Source organism: Lentzea atacamensis, assembly GCF_003269295.1.
GTDB classification, from domain to species: domain Bacteria; phylum Actinomycetota; class Actinomycetes; order Mycobacteriales; family Pseudonocardiaceae; genus Lentzea; species Lentzea atacamensis.
Genome location: NZ_QLTT01000001.1, coordinates 66,068 through 84,489, shown reverse-complemented (window position 1 = coordinate 84,489; position 18,422 = coordinate 66,068). Strand labels below are relative to the sequence as shown.

Below are 18,422 nucleotides of genomic sequence, written 5' to 3'. Positions count from 1 at the left end.
ACTACTGGCGCCAGGCCATTGCAGACGCCATGCGCGAACATGCGTTCGATACGATCACCCGCGTGAAGCTGGTGGTGCCGGTGAGGCTGCTGCCGACGCCGGCCCAGGCGGCGGCGTTGGCAGCGACGGTGTCCATATGGACCACGGACGGGCGGCTCAAGGACCTCCGGCACATCGGCTCGGCTGATCAGCTCGCAACACTGCGGGTCCACCGCCGAGGCGAGTCGGATCTGCTGTTCCGCGACGGTTCGTGGTTTCTGATCGCCACCTGCGAAGTATCTGAGCCAGAGGTGTTCGAGCCCGCTGACTGGATCGGTGTGGACCGAGGTATCACCAATCTGGCCACTACGTCGGACGGGGACAACTTCAGGGGCCGTCGGCTGCAACGGTATCGCCGTTGGCATGCCCACAAACGCGCAGAGCTTCAGGCCAAGCGGACAAAGTCGGCGAATCGTCACCTCAAGACACGCGCACGTCGCGAGGCCCGGCACTCCACCCACATCAACCATCGCATCGCCAAGGACATCGTGGCTGTTGCCCAACGCACCGGCCGCGGCATCGCCCTGGAAGAACTGCAGGGCATCCGCGACCGGGTACGGCTTCATCGGCACCAGCGAGCCATCCAGTCCTCGTGGCCTTTCCGCCAGCTCGAACAGCACATCACCTACAAAGCCCGCCGGGCTGGCGTGCCAATGCTGCAGGTAGACGCCCGCTACACCTCACAAATGTGTCCCAGATGCAAATACACCGACCGTTCGAACCGTCCCAGCAGGGACTCGTTCTCTTGTCGCCGGTGCGGTCTCGCTGGGCCCGCCGACGTCGTCGCCGCCGTGAACATTCGGGATCGCGCACGGCGCGCGTGGGCGCTTGTCAACGTGCCCTTACCGGCGCCTGTCCGAGCCGCCGGTAGATGCGGCCCGTTCACCACAGCCAGTGGTGAACGAGGAACGCGACTCGCGTGGAAGGACCGAACATATGCTCGGTCCTTCCAGCCGAGAAGTTGACCCCACCCCTTGCGTGACCTTTGAGCTCCCTTCCGGGATGCTGGTAGACCACGACGTACCTCAGGAGGATCCGATCTTGCGCCGGCTCGCTGCTCTGCTCTTGACCACCGCCACGCTGGCCGCGTGCGGACAGAGCGAGGGGTCGTCCGATCCTCTGCAGGTCGCGGAGACGCTCGAGGCCGCCACACCGGCCCACTCCCCCGCCCAGAACGGCACGGTCCCCGGCGACGTCACGCCCGGAGGATCGTTCACCGAGGGCGGCACCACGCTGAAGTTCCAGGTCAACGGCCGCAACGTCGAGCTCGACAGGCTGCGCAGCGCGGTGTTCGAGATGACCACCGACGACAAGGGCGCCGAGGTCAGGGGCACCGGACTGCGAGCGGGCGACGGCGCCACCAACGGCGTCGCCGACCGCTACGGACGCCTGCTCGTCGTCGACACCCGCGGCGGCGAGTTCATCGCGTTCTCCGTCAACCCGCTGATCATGCGCCAGCGCTACCCCGTCCCCGGCAGCCCGTACGGCATCGCCTACGACGCCAAGCGCGACATCGCGTGGATCACCCTCACCGAGCGCAACGAGGTCGTCGGACTCAACGTCGCCGGTGGCGAACCGACCGAGAAACACCGGTTCCCCACCGTGCGTCAACCCAACACGGTCAGCGTCGACCAGGAGACCGGACTCGTCACGGTCACGTCCGGCGACAACGGAGGGATACAGGTGATCTCGCCATGAACGAAGGGGTGATCGACGGGGACTGGGAGTACCGGCCGCTGCGTCTGCCGCCCGGTATCTCCCGCCGCACCGCGACCACGCAGCTGGCCATCCACGCCGAGTTCGCGGGCTGGGAACTCTCCCGCACGCTGCTCTACGGAGACGGCTCCCGCAAGGTCTGGCTGCGCCGCAAGCGCCAGCCCTCGCTGCTGCCAGGCCTCATCACCTGACAACAGCCTCGCCGAACGCGAACGGGCTCGCCTCGCACTCCGCGATGAAGTCCGCCGGAAAGCCCCGCTCGAACGGGGCCGCCGCCTCCAGGCGCGCGACCGCTTCCGGCGGCAGCACAACCTCGCCCAGACAACCGGCCAGCTGCTCCGGCGTACGCACCCCGACGAGCGGCAACACGCCATCGCGCCGCACCCACGCCAGCGCCACCTGAGCCGGCGCCGCCCCCAGCTCCTCCGCGACCGCCCGCACAGCCCGCGCCGCGCTCTCCTCCCGCTCGGTGAGCCGCCCCGCCCGTTGCGTGCCGCCGGAAAGCTTTCCCTGAGCCAACGGCGCCCACGCCGCAACGCTGATCCCCGACGCGGACGCCATCGGCAACAACTCCCGCTCGACGTCACGCCGCACCAGGTTGTACGGCCCCTGCAACCCGGAGAACGGCGTCCAGTCCCGCCATTCCGCCAGCGTGTTCGCCCGCGCCACGAACCACGACGGCGCGTCCGACACCCCGACGTAGAGCACCTTCCCCGCCCGCACCACGTCGTCCAACGCCCGCATCGTCTCCTCGACCGGCGTGTGGCGATCCCACAGGTGCACCCACAACACGTCCACGTAGTCCGTCCGCAGCCGCCGCAAACTCCGCTCCAGCGACAGCACCAGGTTCTTGCGGTGGTTCCCGCCCGCGTTCGGATCCCGCACGTCCCGTGACAACGTGTACTTCGTCGCCACGACGAACCGGTCCCGCCGCTCCATCACCACACCGAGGACCTCCTCGCTCTCCCCGTAAGCCGAAGCCGTGTCCAGGAAGTTCCCACCGGCATCGGCGTACACGTCGAGCACCCGCCGCGCCTCCTCCTCCGACCGCAACGCCATGGTGCCCAGCAACAACTCGGACACTCGCAGACCCGTCCGGCCGAACAGTCGGTATCGCATGATCCACAGCATCACCCGCGTGCCCGGCCAGAGCCAGACCCGCTCAGGGCCCCTCCAAACTCGGCGATCATGGCCGACAACGCACTGGGCCGGTTCCTGCGCGCCCGCCGCGAAGCCACGCCACCTCCCTCCACCGCCGGCCGCCGGCGCACCCCGGGACTGCGCCGCGGCGAACTCGCCGACCGCGCCGGCATCAGCGTCGAGTACCTCACCCGCCTCGAACGCGGTACCGACCGCTCCCCTCCGGCCAGGTCCTCGTCGCCCTCGCCGACGCACTCGCGCTGTCCCCCGACGAGCGCGTCCACCTCTACCGCCTGATCAAGCCCGACCAGACCTGCGCGCCGCCCGCTCCCCCGCCGCTGCGGCCGACCGTGCTCGCGATGATCGCCGCCCTCGAACCCACACCGGCGTGCGTCCTCAACCCCGCGGGAGACGTCCTCGCGTGCACCCCCGCGTTCCGGGTGATCTCGGGCCTGGACGACGAGCAGAACGTCGTCCGCTTCGCGTTCAGCCCGCCGGCCAAGGCCCACTACCCGACTGGGAGTCGATCGCGGTCCACCGCGCCGCCGCGTTGCGGGCTGCCGCCGACCTCGGTGACCACGCGGCCGCCGCGCTCGCGTTCGAGCTCTCCCTCACCGCCGGTGCCGCGTTCAACGACCGGTACGACACGGCCGCCGCCCTGCCTCCGGCCATCGGTGTCGAGCGCTGGGCCGATCACGTCCTGGCTTTTGAGACGCTGTACCTGCCTGGTGAAGGTGAGCACCGGTTGGTGACTAATTTCGGTCAACACTGAAGCTATCGAGATAGTTGAGTGCGAAGCACGCCGAGGCTCCCGGACTCTGCTGGGCGCAAGGGTGTGGTGCGGATGCCGCACACGCCGAACGCCAACCGGAGCTGATCTTTAGTCCACACTGAAGTGCTTGTGAATGACGAGCTGAGGCCGGATGACAGAATCGCTGTCATGCCTCGCCCGGAGAAGCCGCTCGACCCGTTCGCCGGGCCCGTAGAACAGTTCGCCTTCGACCTCCGCAAGCTCCGCGAGAAAGCCGGCTCCCCCGGCTACCGCGAGCTCGGCAAACTCAGCCACTACTCCGCCAGCACCCTCGCCGATGCCGCCCGCGGCCAGCGGCTGCCCAGCCTCGCGGTGGCACTGGCGTTCGTCCGGGCCTGCGGTGGCGACGAGGAGGCGTGGGAACGGCGCTGGCGTGAGATCGGCGAACAGGACGCCGAGGAACCGAAGGCCGACTCCCCCTACGTCGGCCTCAAGGCGTTCACGCAGCAGGACGCCGACCGCTTCTTCGGGCGCGAGCGGCTCGTCGGCAAGCTGCTGGGCAAGCTGGAGCACCACGACACGGTCCTGGTCGTCGGCGCGTCCGGCTCAGGCAAGTCCTCGCTGCTGCAGGCCGGTCTCCTGGCCCGCAAGGACGGCGAGCTGATCACCCCGAGCACGCACCGCACTCTCCCCCGCACCGAGGGCCTGCTCGTCGTCGACCAGTTCGAGGAGATCTTCGCGCTCCCCCACCGCGACGAGTTCATCACCGAGCTCACGCAGCGCGAGGGCCAGACGGTCATCGGCATGCGCGCCGACTTCTACGGCCACTGCGCCCGCTACCCCGACCTCGCCAACGCCTTCGAGGACGCCCAGGTCCTCGTCGGCCCGATGACCACCGACGAGCTGCGCAAGGCCATCACGCAGCCCGCGGTCGAGGTCGGCTGTGCGCTCGAGACGGGACTGGTCGCCCGGCTCATCGCCGACGCCACCGGCGAACCCGGCGTCCTCCCCCACGTCAGCCACGCGCTGCTGGAGACGTGGCAACGCAAGCGCGGCAACACCCTCACGCTCACGAGCTACCACGAGAGCGGCGGCATCGCCCGTGCCATCGCCAACACCGCCGAGAACGCCTTCACCAGCCTCGACGAGCGGCAACAGGCCCAAGCCCGCCAGATCTTCCTGCGGCTGGTCAACCCCGGCGACGGCACCGAGGACACCAAACGGCACGTCAAGCGGTCCGAGCTCGCGGCGGACGAGGTCGTCGAACACCTCGCGGACGCGCGCATCCTCACCGTCGACGACGACAGCGTCGAGATCAGCCACGAAGCCGTCATCCGCAGCTGGCCGCGTCTCAGGGACTGGCTCGCCGAGGCACGCGAGGACATGCGCGTGCACCGCAGGCTCACCGCCGCGGCCGCCGACTGGGAGGCGCACGGCCGCGATCCCGGCTCGCTCTACCGGGGCGTCCCGCTCGCCCAGGCCACCGGCTGGGCCGGCAGGGAACCCGGCGCCCTCAACGCCGCCGAACAGGCGTTCCTCGACGCCAGCAGGGCCGCCGCCGAACAGGACCTGGCCGTCGAGAAGCGCCGCACCACGAACCTGCGGCGCGTGGTCGCCCTCCTCGCCGCTCTCCTGCTCGTGGCCACCACCGCCACCGTGTTCGCCGTGCGCGCGCAACGACAAGCCACCACGGAACGCGTCAACGCCCTCGCCCAGAAAGCCATCGCCGACGCCAACGGCCTGCAGGACCGCGACCCCGGTCTCGCGAGCCAGCTGCGTCTCGCCGCCTACCGGCTCACCGGCCTGCCGGTGGCCCGCGACAGCCTGCTCAGCACGTTCAGCGCACCCCAGCTCACGCTGGCCAAGGGCCACAAGGAGGCGGCCTCGTTCGCCCTGTTCCGCCCGGACGGCAAGGTCATGGCCAGCGCCGCCGACGACAAGACGCTGATCCTCTGGGACTTCGCCGACCCCCACCACCCCACCGAGCTCGGGCGCATCCACGCCGGTGACGACGCCACCCACAACCTGGCGTTCAGCCCGGACGGCAGCACCATCGCCTCCGCGGGCTGGGACGGCATCATCCGGCTCTTCGACGTCTCCGACCCGCGCCGCCCGGTCGAGAAGGCCCGCATCACCGGCCACGAGGGCCAGGTCCAGGCCGTCCAGTTCACCCCGGACGGCGCCACCCTGATCAGCAGCGGCCAGGACAAGACCATCCGGGTCTGGAACATCTCCGGCGCCGCCACCCTCGTGCGCACCATCCAGGCCCACGACGACCTCGTGCACGGCATCTCGCTCAACCCCGCAGGCACCACCCTCGCGTCCGCCTCCTGGGACGGCACCGTCAAGCTCTGGGACCTCGCGAGCGGCACCGCCATCTCCACCATCGACCCCGCGCCCAGCCCCGGCAACATCACCTCCGACGCCGCCGTCTTCCACCCGAACGGGCGGGTGCTCGCCACAGGCGCCGACAACGGCGACGTGCGGCTGTGGGACATCACCGACCCGCGCAACCCGGTGCAGCTCAGCGTCTCCACCGGACACACCTTCGCGGTCCACTCGCTCGCCTTCTCCCCCGACGGGAAGTTCCTCGCGAGCGGCGGCGGCGACACGTCCACCCGCATCTGGGACGTCACCGATCCCCGCGACGTCCGGCTCGCCACCGCGCTGACCGGCCACACCGACGCGCTCTGGTCGGTCGCCTTCAGTCCCGACTCCCGGCAGATGGTCACCGCCACCAGCGATCGCGAGATCCGCGTGCTCGACCTGGCCAACCTCAACTACCCGCACCACAAGCTGACGGTGTGGCGGCTCGCCTACGACAAGCGCGGCCGCTACTTCGCCACCGTCTCCTCCGACGGCACCATCAGGTTGTGGCGGCCGGACGACCGCCACGCCCAGGAGATCTCCGTCCTGCCCAGGCTCGCCCCGGACGACGAGACGCTCACCGTCGACGTCCACCCCGACCGCGACATCGTGTTCGGCGCGAGCATGGCCGGCAACGTCCTGTGGGACGTCTCCGACCCCGAACGGCCGCGCGAGCTGAGCAGGACGATCGCCGGGAGCGGCCCCATCGCCGGCGCGAGGTTCAGCCACGACGGCAAGACGCTCGCCGTCTCCGAGGACAGCGGCGTGGTCGGCCTCTGGAACATCACCGACCCCGCCAACCCGGTGAAGACGGGCAGCTTCGCCGTGCCCCAGACCTACACCGTCTGGCAGGTCGAGTTCACCGAGGACGACCGCACGCTCGTCATCGCGAACGGCAGCCGCGAGGTCCAGATGTGGGACATCAGCAACCCCGCCTCGCCCCGCGCCCACCCGGCGCTGCGCACCGACGACAACCCGGACCCCATCCGCCGCGGCGGCCAGGCCGGGCGGGACGAGGTCATGTCGGTCGTCATCCACGGCAACGTGATGGCGTTCGCGAACATGGGCAACAGCGGGGCGCTCTACGACATCAGCGACCCCGCTCAGCCGCGCCAGCTCGGCCTCCTGCCCAACGACGGCGGGCCGCTGCAGCGCCTCGCCTTCTCCCCCGACGGCACGCTCCTCGCGGCCGGCACGGCGGACGACCTGATCCGTGTGTGGGACGTGCGCGATGCCCGCAACCCCCAGCTGCGGGCAGTGCTGCACGGTCACACGGAACGGGTGTGGGGTGTGGCCTTCGCGCCGGACAACCGCACCCTCGCGACCGCCGGTGCGGACCGCACCGTCCGCGTCTGGGACCTGGACGTCGAGGCGACCGCAGCCCGCGTGTGCGCGACTACGACGGCGCACCTGTCCACTCAACACTGGGAGCACTACTTCCCCGGCATCGAGCCGAGGCCTCTCTGCTGAACAACACCCTCACCATTCCTCTCGACGCCATTTGTAGTGCGAAAACGTTGTGCGGTGTCGATGCAGGGGCGTCGCACAACAACGTCTGTGCAACTGCGGGCGGCAACCCGGTGAAGGTGACCCTTCAGTCAACACTGAAGCAATAAATTTTGCCGAAGTGGTTGTAGATGTGATCAGATTCCTTGTCATGGAGCTCGTGCCGCACGACGTCGGGGTCGCGCACAGCGCACTGCCGCACGACGAAACGTCCACCCGAGCCCTGCTCGCCGAAGCCGCGGCGCAGGGCCTGCACACAGTTGTCGTCACCGCCGAGGAAGGCGACCAACGCGCCATGGCCGTGCTGCGCGAACTGCGCGCGGAATGGCACACCGAGGGCGGTCGGATCACCGCACAACTCGACACGGACGCGCAGGGCCAGCTGGCGCACCTGTGGGGCCTGTCCGAGCAGGAGCGGGCCGCCTGGCTCGCCGCGTTCCCCCGTCACGACGACCCGAACTGGTGGATGCACCGGCTCCTGGTGCTCAACCACCACCCGGAGTGGGCGCCGCTGAAGGAGTGGCTGGTCGGCGAGCACGTCCGGCTCTTCGGCCGCCCGCCCGGCCGCGCCCGCCGCTCGCCCGTCTAGGGCAGGCCGAGGAGCTGCTGGGGCCGGAGCCGCCGGCCCCACGACATGGGGTCGCCGTCGTGGGCGGCCCCACCGGAGCGCACGACCGCGTACGTCAACGAGTTCAGGTGCGGCACGCCCACCGCGATCAGGTTCTCGTGCGTACCCGCGGTCCACATGACGCCGGTGGCGGCGATGTTCGCGAGCACGTCGCGGTCCGGGACGGGAAACCGCACCACCGCCGGACCGCCGGGCAGCTCCGCGACGCCGGCGACGTGATGCCCTGCCTTCTCCGGGAACAGCCTGACCGGCACCGGTGTCCACTGCTCAGAGCGCTCCACGGCGCGTGCGGCCTGCCGCTGGCGGCGCGTCGCCACGATCATCGCCGGGACGTCGAGCAGCATCGTCGCCAGGATCACGGCCGTGACCAGCCCGGTCGGCGCGACGGGCGACACGCTCAGCGCGACCAGCACGCCGATGACCACCACGATCACCACCATGATCGCCAAAATCACCTTCATGGCCCAGGCGGCGCCGAGCACCTCCCGAAGCGCCGGGTCGTCCCGGGGGCGGCCGAGCGGGCGGTCCACCCGTTCCTTCGCCTCGTACTCCCCGGTGTCGACCTCGGCCGGGCGCATCGTCATGAACCCGGCGGCCCTGACCATCGCCCGCCCCTCGGCGTCCGGGCCGCAGACGAAGACCTCCTGCCGGTCCAGCACCATGTCCGGCAGGTCGTGCAACGAGCCCTTGAGCACCAGCCCGTCGAGCAGCAGCAGGTCCCACGGCTCGTCCGGGTTGTGGGCGACCGTGGCGGGCAGGCGCCGCCACGGCTCGTCCAGCAGTCCACGCCGCTCCGCACGGCGCCCCGCCAGCCCGACCAACGGCCCGGCCACGTTCATGAGCAGCTGGACCGCGAGCACGACGATCGCCGCGATGTTGCCGGCCGTCATCGGCATGAAGAAGCAGACGACGAACGTCACGACCCCGATGACCGAGATGACCTTGTGCTCCGCGTGGGACCAGGGCTCATCGAGGATCATCCTGGTCGACCAGTCGTCCTTCGCAGGCACGTCCGTCCGCGGTTCCAGGTACTGCACGGCTCCCCCTACCGTGGCAGGCCGCTGAAGTCCGGCTGATGAAGGCGCTGGATCCACGGGACCGGTGCCTCCCTCGGTGTGTCACTGTCCGGTTGGATCGCCGCGATCGTCAGCACCGGGATCTCGGGTACTCCGACAGCGATCACGTCCTCGTGCACGCCGGCGATCCACATCGTGCCGGTGTCGGCGATGTTGGCGATGATGTGCAGATTCGGGTCCACGAACTGGACGAGCGCCAGCCGGCCGCCCTCCATCGTCGCGAGACCAGTCACGAGCGCGCCCGGCTTCCACGGGAACAACGTGACCGGCACCGGGATCCAGCGCTGCGCCGCGTGCATCCCCTTGACGGCGTCGCGGTACCAGCGGCCCAGCTCTGTCAGCGACGGCAGCATGAGCAGCGAGAGGACCACCACCAGCCCGCCTACGGCGAGCCCGGCCGGGGCGATCGGCCACAGGCTCATGAGCACGATCACCGCGCCGATCCCGGCGGAGATCGCGGCGTACAGCGTCGAGTGCGTGCCCGCCACCAGGCCGGAGAACGCCTTGAGCACCGCGGGGTCATCCAGCGGGCGCCCGATCTCGTGCGGCTCCTCCGGTTCCCGGTCCACGAACTCGGCCGGCCGCGCCACCACGGCGTTCTCCGTCTCGGCGAGACCCGCGACCCGCACGACCGCCTTGCCCTTCGCGTTCGGACCGCACACGAAGATCTCGCCGCGGCTGCGCAGAACGTCCCGCAGCTCGCCGCTCGGGAAGGTCTCGAGGACGGCACCGTCGGGCATGCGGACGTAAGTGGAGTACTTGTCGACGGGATGGTCGACCACGGTCACCGGGCATCGCCGCCACGGCTCCTCCAGCAGTCCCCTGCGCACCGGCAGCGTCTGCACCCGGTGCATCACCGGCCCGATCGCGCCCACCAGCAACAGCAGCGACAACATCACGATCGCCGCGATGTTGCCCACCACCATCGGCAGGAACAGGCAGCCGATGATCCCGGCGAGCGCCACCAGAGCGATGATCGACAGGGCGCGCCGGATGAGCCCCAGCTCCTGCAGGATCAGGCGGGTCGACCAGTCGTCCTTCGCGGGCACGTCCGTCCGCGGTTCCAGGTACTGCAGCACCAGCCCCCCAGCTATGCCTTGGCGGCCACCTCACGGATCAGGTTCGCGAGCTCCACCGGCCGTTCCAGCGGAAGCATATGCCCGGCATCGGCCAGGACGACCGATGTGCCGCCGAACTTCACAGCGTCCGTCTCCGGCACGAGCCGGTCTTCGTCCCCCACGACGGCGACCACGGCCTTCTCCTTGGCCACGGTCAGCCCGGCCTCCCGGTCGTAGCGGTCCACGGCGGGACGGAACAGCGCGACGGTCTCGGGCCAGTGCCCCCACACCATGTCCGCGGTCAGGTCGACGTCGTCGTCCGCCGGCTCGTCGCCGAACAGCCACCACCGCAGGCCCGCGGTCTTGGTCGGCTCGATCTTCTCCCGCACCGCCCGCACGATCGGCCCGAACGCCCGCTCCAGCTCCCTGACGAGCTTGCCCACCGCCTTGGGCCACGCCAGCGACGTCTCGCTGCGCCCGCTCGCCGCCATGGACACGAACACGTTGCCCAGCACGCGCTGCCGGAACAGCCGAGGCCTGCGCTCGGCCATCGCGAGCGCCGCCATGCCGCCCATCGAGTGCCCGGCGATCACGACCTGGCCCTGCGGCACCGCGCGCTCGATCAGCTCCCCCAGATCGTCGCCGAGCTGCTCGATCGTCGCGGTCTCCTTGGTGGCGCCGGCCGACTTGCCGTGCCCGCGGTGGTCGTAGGCGATGACCTGGAAGTCCTCGCCCAGCGCGGCCACGACCTTGTGCCAGCTGCGGTGGTCGAGCGCGTAGCCGTGTGCCAGCACGACCGTCACCGGCGCATCCGGGTCGCCCGCACGCATCACGTTGAGCTCGGTCCCGTCCTCCAGCCGCACCATCGCATTCCTTTCGCCGTGTCGTCTGTTCGTCCTAACGAGACAACCCGGCGAAAGGACACGCACTAACGGCGTCCGAGCACCACATCGGGCGGCATCTGCCCGCCACCGACTCCCGGCACACCGCGGAACCGGTAGGCCGAGGCCTGCCCGCCCGGCTGGATGATCCAGGCCTCCCCCGGCTCCGCGTCCGTGAGGACCGCCTGCAGGGCGTCGGCGATGTCCGACGGCGTCAGCAGCGGGAACGAGACGGCGTCGAACTCCTCCTTGGCCGCCCCCAGCAGCAACGTGTCCACGAACCCGGGACACAGCGCGGCGACCACGATCCCGTCAGCCGCCAAGGCCTCCCCCGCCGCCCGCACGTACCCGACCACCGCGTGCTTCGTCAGCGTGTACAGCGGATCCGAGGGCATGGCCGCCAGCCCGGCCAGCGACGACGTGATCACGATCTTCCCGCCGCCCTGCCGCCGCAACGCCGGTACCGCGGCACAGAGCCCGTACACCACGTGGTCGACGTTGACCCCGACCAGCTTCCGGTATCGCGCGACGTCCAGCGCGTCGTCCACTCCGGCCTGACCGCCACCGATACCGGCGTTCAGGTGCACGATGTCGAGCCGCCCGAACTCCTTCTCCACCTGTGCCACGGCCTCCGGCATCACCGAAGGGTCGGTCACGTCGCCGACGATCGCGATCCCTCCGGCGGCGGAAGCGAGACGCTGTGCCCCGGCGGCGTTCAGGTCGACCACCGCGACGCGTGCGCCGAGCTTCGCGAGACGGCGCACGACCGCCGCGCCGATTCCGCCCGCGCCGCCGGTGACCAACGCGACCTGCCCGGTCAAGTCCACAGTGGACACAGCACACTCCTCAGCTGTTGCGCAGGAAACGGTCCAGAACGCGCACACCGAACTTAAGGGCGTCCACCGGAACGCGCTCGTCCACGCCGTGGAAGAGGCCGGAGAAGTCGAGGTCCGGCGGCAGCTTCAGCGGTGAGAAGCCGAAGTTGCGGATGCCGAGACGCTGGAACGACTTGGCGTCGGTGCCGCCCGACAGCATGTACGGCAGCACGCGGGCGCCGGGGTCCTCGGCGGTGATCGACGCCGTCATCGCGTCGACCAGGGCGCCGTCGAACGTCGTCTCGACCGGAGGCAGGCCGATCCACTCGCGCTCGACGTCCGGGCCCAGCAGCTCCTCGAGCTCGCGGTCGAACGCCTCCTCGCGGCCGGGCAGGATCCGGCAGTCGACGGTCGCCTCCGCCGTCGACGGGATCACGTTCGCCTTGTAGCCCGCGGACAGCATGGTCGGGTTCGCGGTGTCGCGGATCGTCGCGCCGATCATCCGCGACAGGGCGCCGAGCTTGCCGATCGAGCCCTCGATGTCGTCGTCCGGGAAGTCGAGCCCGGTGATCTCGCTGACGCCGTCGAGGAACTCACGCACCGACGGGCGCACGATCAGCGGCCACTTGTGCTGGTCCAGCTTCGTGACGGCGGCGGCGAGCTTCGCGACCGCGTTGTCGTGGTGGATCATGCTGCCGTGGCCCGCGGTGCCCTTGACCCGCAGCTTGAGCCAGCGGATGCCCTTCTCGGCGGTCTCCACGAGATAGGCGCGGACGTCGTCCTTCAGCGTGATCGAGAACCCGCCGACCTCGCTGATCGCCTCGGTGACGCCCTCGAACAGCTCTGGCCGGTTCTCCACCAGCCACTTCGCGCCGAAGAGGCCACCTGCCTCCTCGTCGGCGAGGAACGCGAACACGATGTCGCGCGGCGGCACCACGCCTTCGCGCTTGAAGTGCCGGGCCAGGGCCAGCGTCATGCCGACCATGTCCTTCATGTCGACCGCGCCGCGGCCCCACACGTAACCGTCCTGCACGGCACCGGAGAACGGGTGCACCGACCACTCGGAGGCGTCGGCGGGAACGACGTCGAGGTGACCGTGGACCAGCAGGGCGCCCCGGCCGGGGTCCGCACCCGCGAGGCGCGCGATCACGTTGCCGCGGCCTTTCGCGCCCGACTCGACGTAGGTGGTCTCGTACCCGACCTCGGACAGCTTCTCGGCCACCCACTCGGCGGCCTTGCGCTCTCCCACCAGCGTCGCGGGATCACCCGTGTTCGTGGTGTCGATCCTGATCAGCTCGCTGACCAGGGTCACCGCCTCGTCCTCTGCCAGTGCCAGTGCGTTCACCGATGTGCTCACCCCGTCTTCCTACCACCAGTCAGAAGACAGACCACCCCGTGAGAGTCGTGAATCTGTCCAGCGCGTCGACGCCCGCGACCGAGTTGCCGCGCGCGTCCAAGCCTGGGCTCCAAACGCAGATCGCGCACTTCCCCGGGACGACGGCGATGATCCCTCCGCCGACACCGCTCTTGCCCGGCAGACCGACCCGGTAGGCGAACTGGCCGGCGGCGTCGTAGGTGCCGCAGGTGAGCATCACGGCGTTGACCCGCTTCGCACCGCTCACGCCCAGCAGGCGGCTGCCGTCGTTGCGGACGCCGTGGCGGGTCAGGAACAGCGTGGCCCTGGCGAGATCCGCACAGCTCATCGCGATCGAGCACTGCCGGACGTACTCGTGCAGCACGACGTCGACGGGGTTGTGGATGTTGCCGTACGAGGCCATGAAGTGCGCCAGCGCGCGGTTGCGATCGGAGTGGTCCAGTTCGGACTTGGCGACCTCGGGGTCGACGTCGATCGAGGGGTTGCCGCTCTCCTGCCGCAGGAAGGTGAGCAGCCGGTCCGCGGCACCGAGGCCGAGGTGGTCGGTGACGACGAGCGCGCCGGCGTTGATGAACGGGTTGCGCGGGATGCCGTTCTCGGCTTCCAGCTGGACCAGCGAGTTGAACGGCGAGCCGGACGGTTCACGGCCCACGCGCGTCCACACGTCGTCGTTGCCCGCCAGCGCCAGAGAGAGCATGAACGCCTTGGAGATGCTCTGGACGGAGAACGGCGTGCGGTACTCCCCAGCGCCGAAGACCTCGCCGTCCAGTGTGGCGACGGCGAGGCCGAAGGCGTGCGGGTCGATCCTGGCGAGCGCCGGGATGTAGTCGGCTACCGCGCCATCTGGCGTGACCTCGGCGGCAATGCGGTCCACCAGTTGCTGGAGTTCCATGCCGCCAATCCCATCACGGGACCGGTTCAGGCCACCGGGAAGGAGTAGAACTGGGTGTTCTGGCCGGCCTTGACGGTGCAGGGCACGGTGATCGTGCCGAGCCACGTCGGGTCACCGTTCGCCTGACGCGGCGTCAGCTTGAGCTCCGCGCTGCCGAGCGTGATCGTGGCGGTGCCGGCGTTGACGAGCGTCATCGCCGGGAAGGTGCCCGTGGCCGTCACGTCGAACGTGCCGCTGGTCGGGACCGGCGTGTTCGGGATGGTCGACACCGACGTCAGCGTCTGGGTGGCTCCCTCGTTGGTGACGGGAACCTGGCTGGTCATCGTGCCGTCAACCGACTTCGCGCCGAGCCAGAACAGCGTGGTGGTGGCATCCTCCGACACCGTGCTCTTCACCGTCGTGTTGGACGGCGCGGTGGGCACACCCGCGGTTGCCGAGTCCGGCAGGTCCGAGGAGCTGACCGTGGTCGGCATGTCCTGCGCACCGATGATCGAGAAGTTGCAGGAGTAGGTGATGTTCAGCTGGGCCGTCCCGGCCAAGCTGGTGCCGGCCGTCGCCACGCTCAGCGCTCCGGCAACCAGAACGCAGGCAGCGGCGCGTGCGAAAAGTCCGGTCTTCATCTGCAGGGACCTCCATCAGTACGACATTGAACTGCAAGAAGGCGGTGTTGCTTTACTCGTCAGTAAACTAACCACCGGAGATTCCGCAATGCAAGAGAAAACCTTCTTTTATCACCTGCGTACGAATTGGCTCGCAGCGATTTGTCAGCCTCGATCCAACAAATAGTGGGCACGCAGCGCCAGCTCGAGCGTGAACCGCTCCTCGGCGTCGTGCATTCGGTCGCCGAACAGTTCGTCCAATTGGTTCACGCGGTAGCGCACCGTCTGCGGATGCACCTGCAGCCGGGCAGCCACCTCCGGCGCGCCGCCACGTGCCGACAGCCACACGAGCAGCGTTTCGGCGAGCTTCGTGCGCTGCCGGTCGGTCAGCGGGGCCAGCGGCGCCAGCGCCCGTTCGGCCAGCTGCCGGGCCAGGAACTCGTCCGCGAGCACGGTCAGCTCGACGAGATGATCGGCGCAGTCGAGCACCGGGCGGTCCGGCAGCACCTTCTCGCGGGCCAGCGTCAGCACCCGGCGAGCGCAGGCCAGCGACCCGCGTGCCTCGGCGGGCACCACCGGCACCCCGACCGCCGCGCGCCAGCCCGGCAGCGCGCGGCGGATCCAGCGGGAGACCGCGACCGGGTTCGGCACCAGCAGGTACGGGGTCGCGTCCTCGAAGTTGACCAGCACGTCCGGCGGGAGGTCGTCGGCGGGTGCGGCAGACGGCTCAAGCGCTACCGCGCACAACCGGTCGGGCATCGGCCACGCCGCCGCCTGCGCCGCGTCCAGCACCGCCTGCCAGTTGCTCGACGGATCACCGACCAGCAGCTCCATCAGCTTGCGCCGCTTGCGTTCCAGCGTTCCCGCCGCACTCGCCTGCGCGGCCGCGTACCCCTCGACCGACAGGCTCACCAGCTCGTCGACGTGGGCGATCATCGCCTCGCCCAGTACCGACATCTGGTGCAGCGACAGCTCGCGCCGCTCGGCGAACGCGCACACGTGCCGCCACGCCACCCGCGCGCCGATCCGGTATGCCGCCTGCAGGCTGTCCAGGCTGCGGCCGGACTTGAACTCCCACGCACCGAGCTTGCGGTGGATGTCGTCGTGCGGATCGCCGGCGGAATCCGGTTCGGCGATCCTGTCCACGAACTTCACCAGAGCCTGTCGAATGCCATCGACGACGTTGTCCCGGAACTGGCTGTATTCGGGAATCGATTTCTCGATCGCCTCGAAAATGCTCACCGAGACGGGCGCGACTTCCATTCGGAGCAACGGTGCCAGCTCCCGCGGGACCGATCTGCGCGGATCGTCCAGCTGAGTCATCCTCGCGAGTGTAGGAGGAAAACGGAACGCGGTCGTTCAGCCAACTGGACCAAATGGTTCACAGGAAGAACAGCCGTGCGATGGCATCCCGTGCGACCAGGAACCCGGCGATGCCGAGGATCCATCCCGTCGTGCTCGCGCCCTTCTCCGCGAACCACGTGCTGATCCGGGTGAGGAACGGCTCGATCCTGTCGCGCAGCGCGAGCCGCCCGCCGAGCAGCAGCACCGCCGGCACGATCATGACCAGGCAGTACCCGGCGAGCAGCAGCCCCACCTGGCCGAGGCCGAGGTCGGCGGCGCTCATCATGCCGATCGCGCCCAGGTACGGCAGCATCGTCGCGAGTTCGACGACACCCGCCAGCACCGCGACGCCCGCGAGCGCCACCGCCGAGCCGTTGGCGTTGAGCCGGTTCCGCCACTTCCCGGTGTCCGGTTTCTTCCTGCCGTCGAACCGGAAGCTGATCACGAACAGGAGCACGCCGATCACCAGCTGGATCCACAGCGCCAGCCGGCTGTCGAGATGGTCCATCACCTGCGACGCACCGAGCACGATCACCACGCCGACCGCGAAGTAGAACACCGTGATCGTGCCGAGGTAGACGCCGAACCGCGAGAGCCGCAGCCGTCCCGGCGTGAGCATCAGCCAGATCGGGATGAAGAGCGTCCCGATGCTCGTCGAGTCGAGCAGCGCCAGCCCGGCCAGCGCCGCCACGAGCCCCGATGTCATCCGTTCCCCCAAATCTTCGCGAGGTGGCCCGAGATCACCCGCTTCGCCACCTCCACCGTCATCACGTCCGGTTCCAGGGCGCGTTGCGTCGTCACCCCGTCCACCAGCGCCGCGAGCCCGACGGCCTCCCCGCCGTCGAGGCCCGCGGCCTCCAGCACGTGCCGGCACAGATCCCTGATCTCCCGCGCGCCCTCCACATGCCGTTGAAGCAGCACAGGGTTCGCCACCGCACGGGCAGCGAACGCGAGCCACACGCGTGCGCGCGCCGCGTCGTCAATGAGCGCGATGGCACACAACGCGTCGTGGAGGCGGTCCTGGAGACTCCCCTCCCGGTTCAGGACCGCCTGCACGCTCGCGGTGAGCTCCTCCACGAGCTGGTCCTGCGCGAACAGCAGCAGCTCGTCCTTGCTGCGGAAGTACTTCTGCAGCAAGCCCGTGGTGGCACCCAGCTCCCTCGCGATCCTGGGCAGGCTGGCCGCGTCCAGCCCTTCGGCGTCGACCACCCGGTAGAGGGCGTCGACCACCTGACGGCGTCGCTCGACGGGATCCGCGTGTTTTGGCACGAGTGTCAGATTACGGTCTTAATCTAACGCTGCGCAAGTTCGGCCAGGTGCTGGAGGGAGTTGGCGAGGTGGTCGGGGCCGAACGGCGGGAACTCCAGGTACTCGCGGATGGACGGCGGCACCGCGGACCAGTCGTAGGTGAGCGTCACATCGGTCGCGGACGGCCGGAGTGGTGTGAGGTCGTAACGCCAGAGCCACCCGCCGAACCCCAGTCCCCCGTCGTCCTTCCGGTATCCCGTCAGCCAGCCGATGGCGTGCGGAGCGTCGAAGACAGCCACTTTGTTGAAGGTCTGGTAATCGCCGTCGGGATGGTCGTCGTGATGCATGGCCATCCGGAAGATCTGTCCCACCTCGGTCAGCGGTGCCGGGTCGACGACCTCCTGGACCCAGCCGGTGCCGTCGATCGCGGCGTGGGTCGTCGGGTCCGCCAGCACCGCGAACACCTTCGCGGCCGGAACGGCGAAGGTCAGGGTCGCGCTCACGTTGTCCACGGTCCGCACGCAACTCCGCGGCCGATGGCGGCGTCAAGACGGCATGAAGCGTTGGTCGTGGGCGGCGGCGTTGCTGCCGGTCGTGGGCGTTGCGGTGTGGCTGGTGCCGGACTCGGTGGACGTCGTGGTGATCACCGCGATCCACCCCGACGGCACCGTGGAGTGGGTCGACACCGAGATCAGGCCGGCGGAGGAGAACAGCTCCAGCGTCCACGAGCTGTCCCAGGACCGGCACGTCTCCAAGCTCGCGGAGGACGTGGTGATCCGCACGGCGCTGGGCTGCGGGACACCGAGCGGGCTCCAGCTGCCGTGGAACGGGCTCGGCGCGGTCGAGTGCAGCAGAGCGGACTTCCTGGCGATGCAGTCACCGCCGTACGCGCCGCGCCTGACCTTCAACGGCGACGGGGAGATCACGGAGGTCGCGGGCCGCTACCACCCGTGAGTCCGGTCATCGGAAATTGACGCGCGTCGCGGC

20 protein-coding genes are annotated in these 18,422 nt (G+C 69.6%); 8 read left to right on the top strand and 12 right to left on the bottom strand.

The annotated features are described in order from the left end of the window. Positions 1–62 precede the first annotated feature (62 nt). From C8D87_RS00395 to C8D87_RS00385, 3 genes are all read left to right on the top strand, one after another. Positions 63–1,004, top strand: coding sequence for an RNA-guided endonuclease InsQ/TnpB family protein (locus tag C8D87_RS00395; RefSeq protein ID WP_215732117.1), 942 nt, complete (start codon positions 63–65; stop codon positions 1,002–1,004). 76 nt (positions 1,005–1,080) lie between these two features. Beyond that, positions 1,081–1,737 carry a YncE family protein gene (locus C8D87_RS00390; protein ID WP_112226178.1) on the top strand — a complete coding sequence of 219 codons (657 nt, stop codon included), beginning with the start codon at positions 1,081–1,083 and terminating at the stop codon, positions 1,735–1,737. Continuing rightward, on the top strand, positions 1,734–1,946 hold the full coding sequence (locus C8D87_RS00385; RefSeq protein ID WP_112225096.1) for a DUF5703 family protein: 213 nt from the start codon (positions 1,734–1,736) through the stop codon (positions 1,944–1,946). The genes C8D87_RS00390 and C8D87_RS00385 overlap by 4 nt, the downstream gene beginning before the upstream one ends. On the opposite strand, the gene C8D87_RS00380 is transcribed toward C8D87_RS00385, so the two are convergent. Further along, positions 1,939–2,874: an aldo/keto reductase gene (locus C8D87_RS00380; protein WP_233441831.1), complete on the bottom strand. Its 936-nt coding sequence runs from the start codon at positions 2,872–2,874 to the stop codon at positions 1,939–1,941. The genes C8D87_RS00385 and C8D87_RS00380 overlap by 8 nt on opposite strands. Positions 2,875–2,943: 69 nt before the next feature. Between C8D87_RS00380 and C8D87_RS47340 the strand changes: the two genes are divergently transcribed. The 4 genes from C8D87_RS47340 (at position 2,944) to C8D87_RS00365 (ending at position 8,108) form a co-directional block, all read left to right on the top strand. Further along, a complete protein-coding gene (locus C8D87_RS47340) occupies positions 2,944–3,192 on the top strand; it encodes a helix-turn-helix domain-containing protein (RefSeq protein WP_233441830.1) in 249 nt (82 codons plus the stop codon). A gap of 62 nt (positions 3,193–3,254) precedes the next feature. Next, the gene (locus C8D87_RS47335; protein ID WP_411711323.1) at positions 3,255–3,647 is read left to right on the top strand and encodes an MmyB family transcriptional regulator; all 393 of its coding nucleotides are present in this window, start codon (positions 3,255–3,257) and stop codon (positions 3,645–3,647) included. Between the two features lie 188 nt (positions 3,648–3,835). Further along, entirely contained in the window at positions 3,836–7,483 is a 3,648-nt protein-coding gene (locus C8D87_RS00370; RefSeq protein WP_112225094.1) for an nSTAND1 domain-containing NTPase, read from the top strand. Positions 7,484–7,670: 187 nt separating this feature from the next. Further along, entirely contained in the window at positions 7,671–8,108 is a 438-nt protein-coding gene (locus tag C8D87_RS00365) for a hypothetical protein (RefSeq protein WP_109642457.1), read from the top strand. Here C8D87_RS00365 and C8D87_RS00360 read toward each other — a convergent pair. The 11 genes from C8D87_RS00360 to C8D87_RS00310 form a co-directional block, all read right to left on the bottom strand. After that, positions 8,105–9,184 carry a hypothetical protein gene (locus C8D87_RS00360; protein ID WP_112225092.1) on the bottom strand — a complete coding sequence of 360 codons (1,080 nt, stop codon included), beginning with the start codon at positions 9,182–9,184 and terminating at the stop codon, positions 8,105–8,107. The two genes, C8D87_RS00365 and C8D87_RS00360, sit on opposite strands and share 4 nt — an antisense overlap. A gap of 8 nt (positions 9,185–9,192) precedes the next feature. Further along, the gene (locus C8D87_RS00355; RefSeq protein ID WP_112225090.1) at positions 9,193–10,302 is read right to left on the bottom strand and encodes a hypothetical protein; all 1,110 of its coding nucleotides are present in this window, start codon (positions 10,300–10,302) and stop codon (positions 9,193–9,195) included. A gap of 11 nt (positions 10,303–10,313) precedes the next feature. Continuing rightward, entirely contained in the window at positions 10,314–11,147 is an 834-nt protein-coding gene (locus tag C8D87_RS00350; protein WP_109642449.1) for an alpha/beta fold hydrolase, read from the bottom strand. Between the two features lie 62 nt (positions 11,148–11,209). Continuing rightward, positions 11,210–11,998 carry an SDR family oxidoreductase gene (locus tag C8D87_RS00345; protein ID WP_112225088.1) on the bottom strand — a complete coding sequence of 263 codons (789 nt, stop codon included), beginning with the start codon at positions 11,996–11,998 and terminating at the stop codon, positions 11,210–11,212. Between the two features lie 10 nt (positions 11,999–12,008). After that, positions 12,009–13,334 carry a M20/M25/M40 family metallo-hydrolase gene (locus tag C8D87_RS00340; protein WP_233441828.1) on the bottom strand — a complete coding sequence of 442 codons (1,326 nt, stop codon included), beginning with the start codon at positions 13,332–13,334 and terminating at the stop codon, positions 12,009–12,011. Between the two features lie 19 nt (positions 13,335–13,353). Continuing rightward, on the bottom strand, positions 13,354–14,244 hold the full coding sequence (locus C8D87_RS00335; RefSeq protein WP_112225086.1) for a glutaminase: 891 nt from the start codon (positions 14,242–14,244) through the stop codon (positions 13,354–13,356). A 26-nt stretch (positions 14,245–14,270) separates the two neighbouring features. Beyond that, the gene (locus C8D87_RS00330; protein WP_109642443.1) at positions 14,271–14,864 is read right to left on the bottom strand and encodes a DUF6801 domain-containing protein; all 594 of its coding nucleotides are present in this window, start codon (positions 14,862–14,864) and stop codon (positions 14,271–14,273) included. A gap of 144 nt (positions 14,865–15,008) precedes the next feature. Then, positions 15,009–16,166, bottom strand: a complete 1,158-nt coding sequence (locus tag C8D87_RS00325) for a helix-turn-helix domain-containing protein (RefSeq protein WP_112225084.1) — start codon at positions 16,164–16,166, stop codon at positions 15,009–15,011. 58 nt (positions 16,167–16,224) lie between these two features. Further along, complete coding sequence (locus C8D87_RS00320; protein WP_112225082.1) at positions 16,225–16,893, bottom strand: GAP family protein; 669 nt, start codon at positions 16,891–16,893, stop codon at positions 16,225–16,227. Beyond that, positions 16,890–17,456, bottom strand: a complete 567-nt coding sequence (locus C8D87_RS00315) for a TetR/AcrR family transcriptional regulator (RefSeq protein ID WP_109642436.1) — start codon at positions 17,454–17,456, stop codon at positions 16,890–16,892. Before C8D87_RS00315 ends, C8D87_RS00320 begins: the two co-directional genes overlap by 4 nt. 23 nt (positions 17,457–17,479) lie before the next feature. Continuing rightward, a complete protein-coding gene (locus tag C8D87_RS00310) occupies positions 17,480–17,938 on the bottom strand; it encodes an SRPBCC family protein (RefSeq protein ID WP_233441827.1) in 459 nt (152 codons plus the stop codon). 52 nt (positions 17,939–17,990) lie between these two features. Here C8D87_RS00310 and C8D87_RS00305 point away from each other — a divergent pair, with 52 nt between their 5' ends. Then, positions 17,991–18,389, top strand: a complete 399-nt coding sequence (locus C8D87_RS00305; RefSeq protein ID WP_112225077.1) for a hypothetical protein — start codon at positions 17,991–17,993, stop codon at positions 18,387–18,389. The last annotated feature ends 33 nt before the right edge of the window (positions 18,390–18,422 follow it).

What these genes read in the sequence shown, in the direction of transcription:
- C8D87_RS00370 (WP_112225094.1), top strand. Translation starts at nt 3,836, where the DNA reads ATGCCTCGCCCGGAGAAGCCGCTCGACCCGTTCGCCGGGCCCGTAGAA.
- C8D87_RS47335 (WP_411711323.1), top strand. Translation starts at nt 3,255, where the DNA reads ATGATCGCCGCCCTCGAACCCACACCGGCGTGCGTCCTCAACCCCGCG.
- C8D87_RS47340 (WP_233441830.1), top strand. Translation starts at nt 2,944, where the DNA reads ATGGCCGACAACGCACTGGGCCGGTTCCTGCGCGCCCGCCGCGAAGCC.
- C8D87_RS00305 (WP_112225077.1), top strand. Translation starts at nt 17,991, where the DNA reads ATGAAGCGTTGGTCGTGGGCGGCGGCGTTGCTGCCGGTCGTGGGCGTT.
- C8D87_RS00380 (WP_233441831.1), bottom strand. Translation starts at nt 2,874, where the DNA reads ATGCGATACCGACTGTTCGGCCGGACGGGTCTGCGAGTGTCCGAGTTG.
- C8D87_RS00320 (WP_112225082.1), bottom strand. Translation starts at nt 16,893, where the DNA reads ATGACATCGGGGCTCGTGGCGGCGCTGGCCGGGCTGGCGCTGCTCGAC.
- C8D87_RS00330 (WP_109642443.1), bottom strand. Translation starts at nt 14,864, where the DNA reads ATGAAGACCGGACTTTTCGCACGCGCCGCTGCCTGCGTTCTGGTTGCC.
- C8D87_RS00365 (WP_109642457.1), top strand. Translation starts at nt 7,671, where the DNA reads ATGGAGCTCGTGCCGCACGACGTCGGGGTCGCGCACAGCGCACTGCCG.
- C8D87_RS00350 (WP_109642449.1), bottom strand. Translation starts at nt 11,147, where the DNA reads ATGGTGCGGCTGGAGGACGGGACCGAGCTCAACGTGATGCGTGCGGGC.
- C8D87_RS00385 (WP_112225096.1), top strand. Translation starts at nt 1,734, where the DNA reads ATGAACGAAGGGGTGATCGACGGGGACTGGGAGTACCGGCCGCTGCGT.
- C8D87_RS00325 (WP_112225084.1), bottom strand. Translation starts at nt 16,166, where the DNA reads ATGACTCAGCTGGACGATCCGCGCAGATCGGTCCCGCGGGAGCTGGCA.
- C8D87_RS00335 (WP_112225086.1), bottom strand. Translation starts at nt 14,244, where the DNA reads ATGGAACTCCAGCAACTGGTGGACCGCATTGCCGCCGAGGTCACGCCA.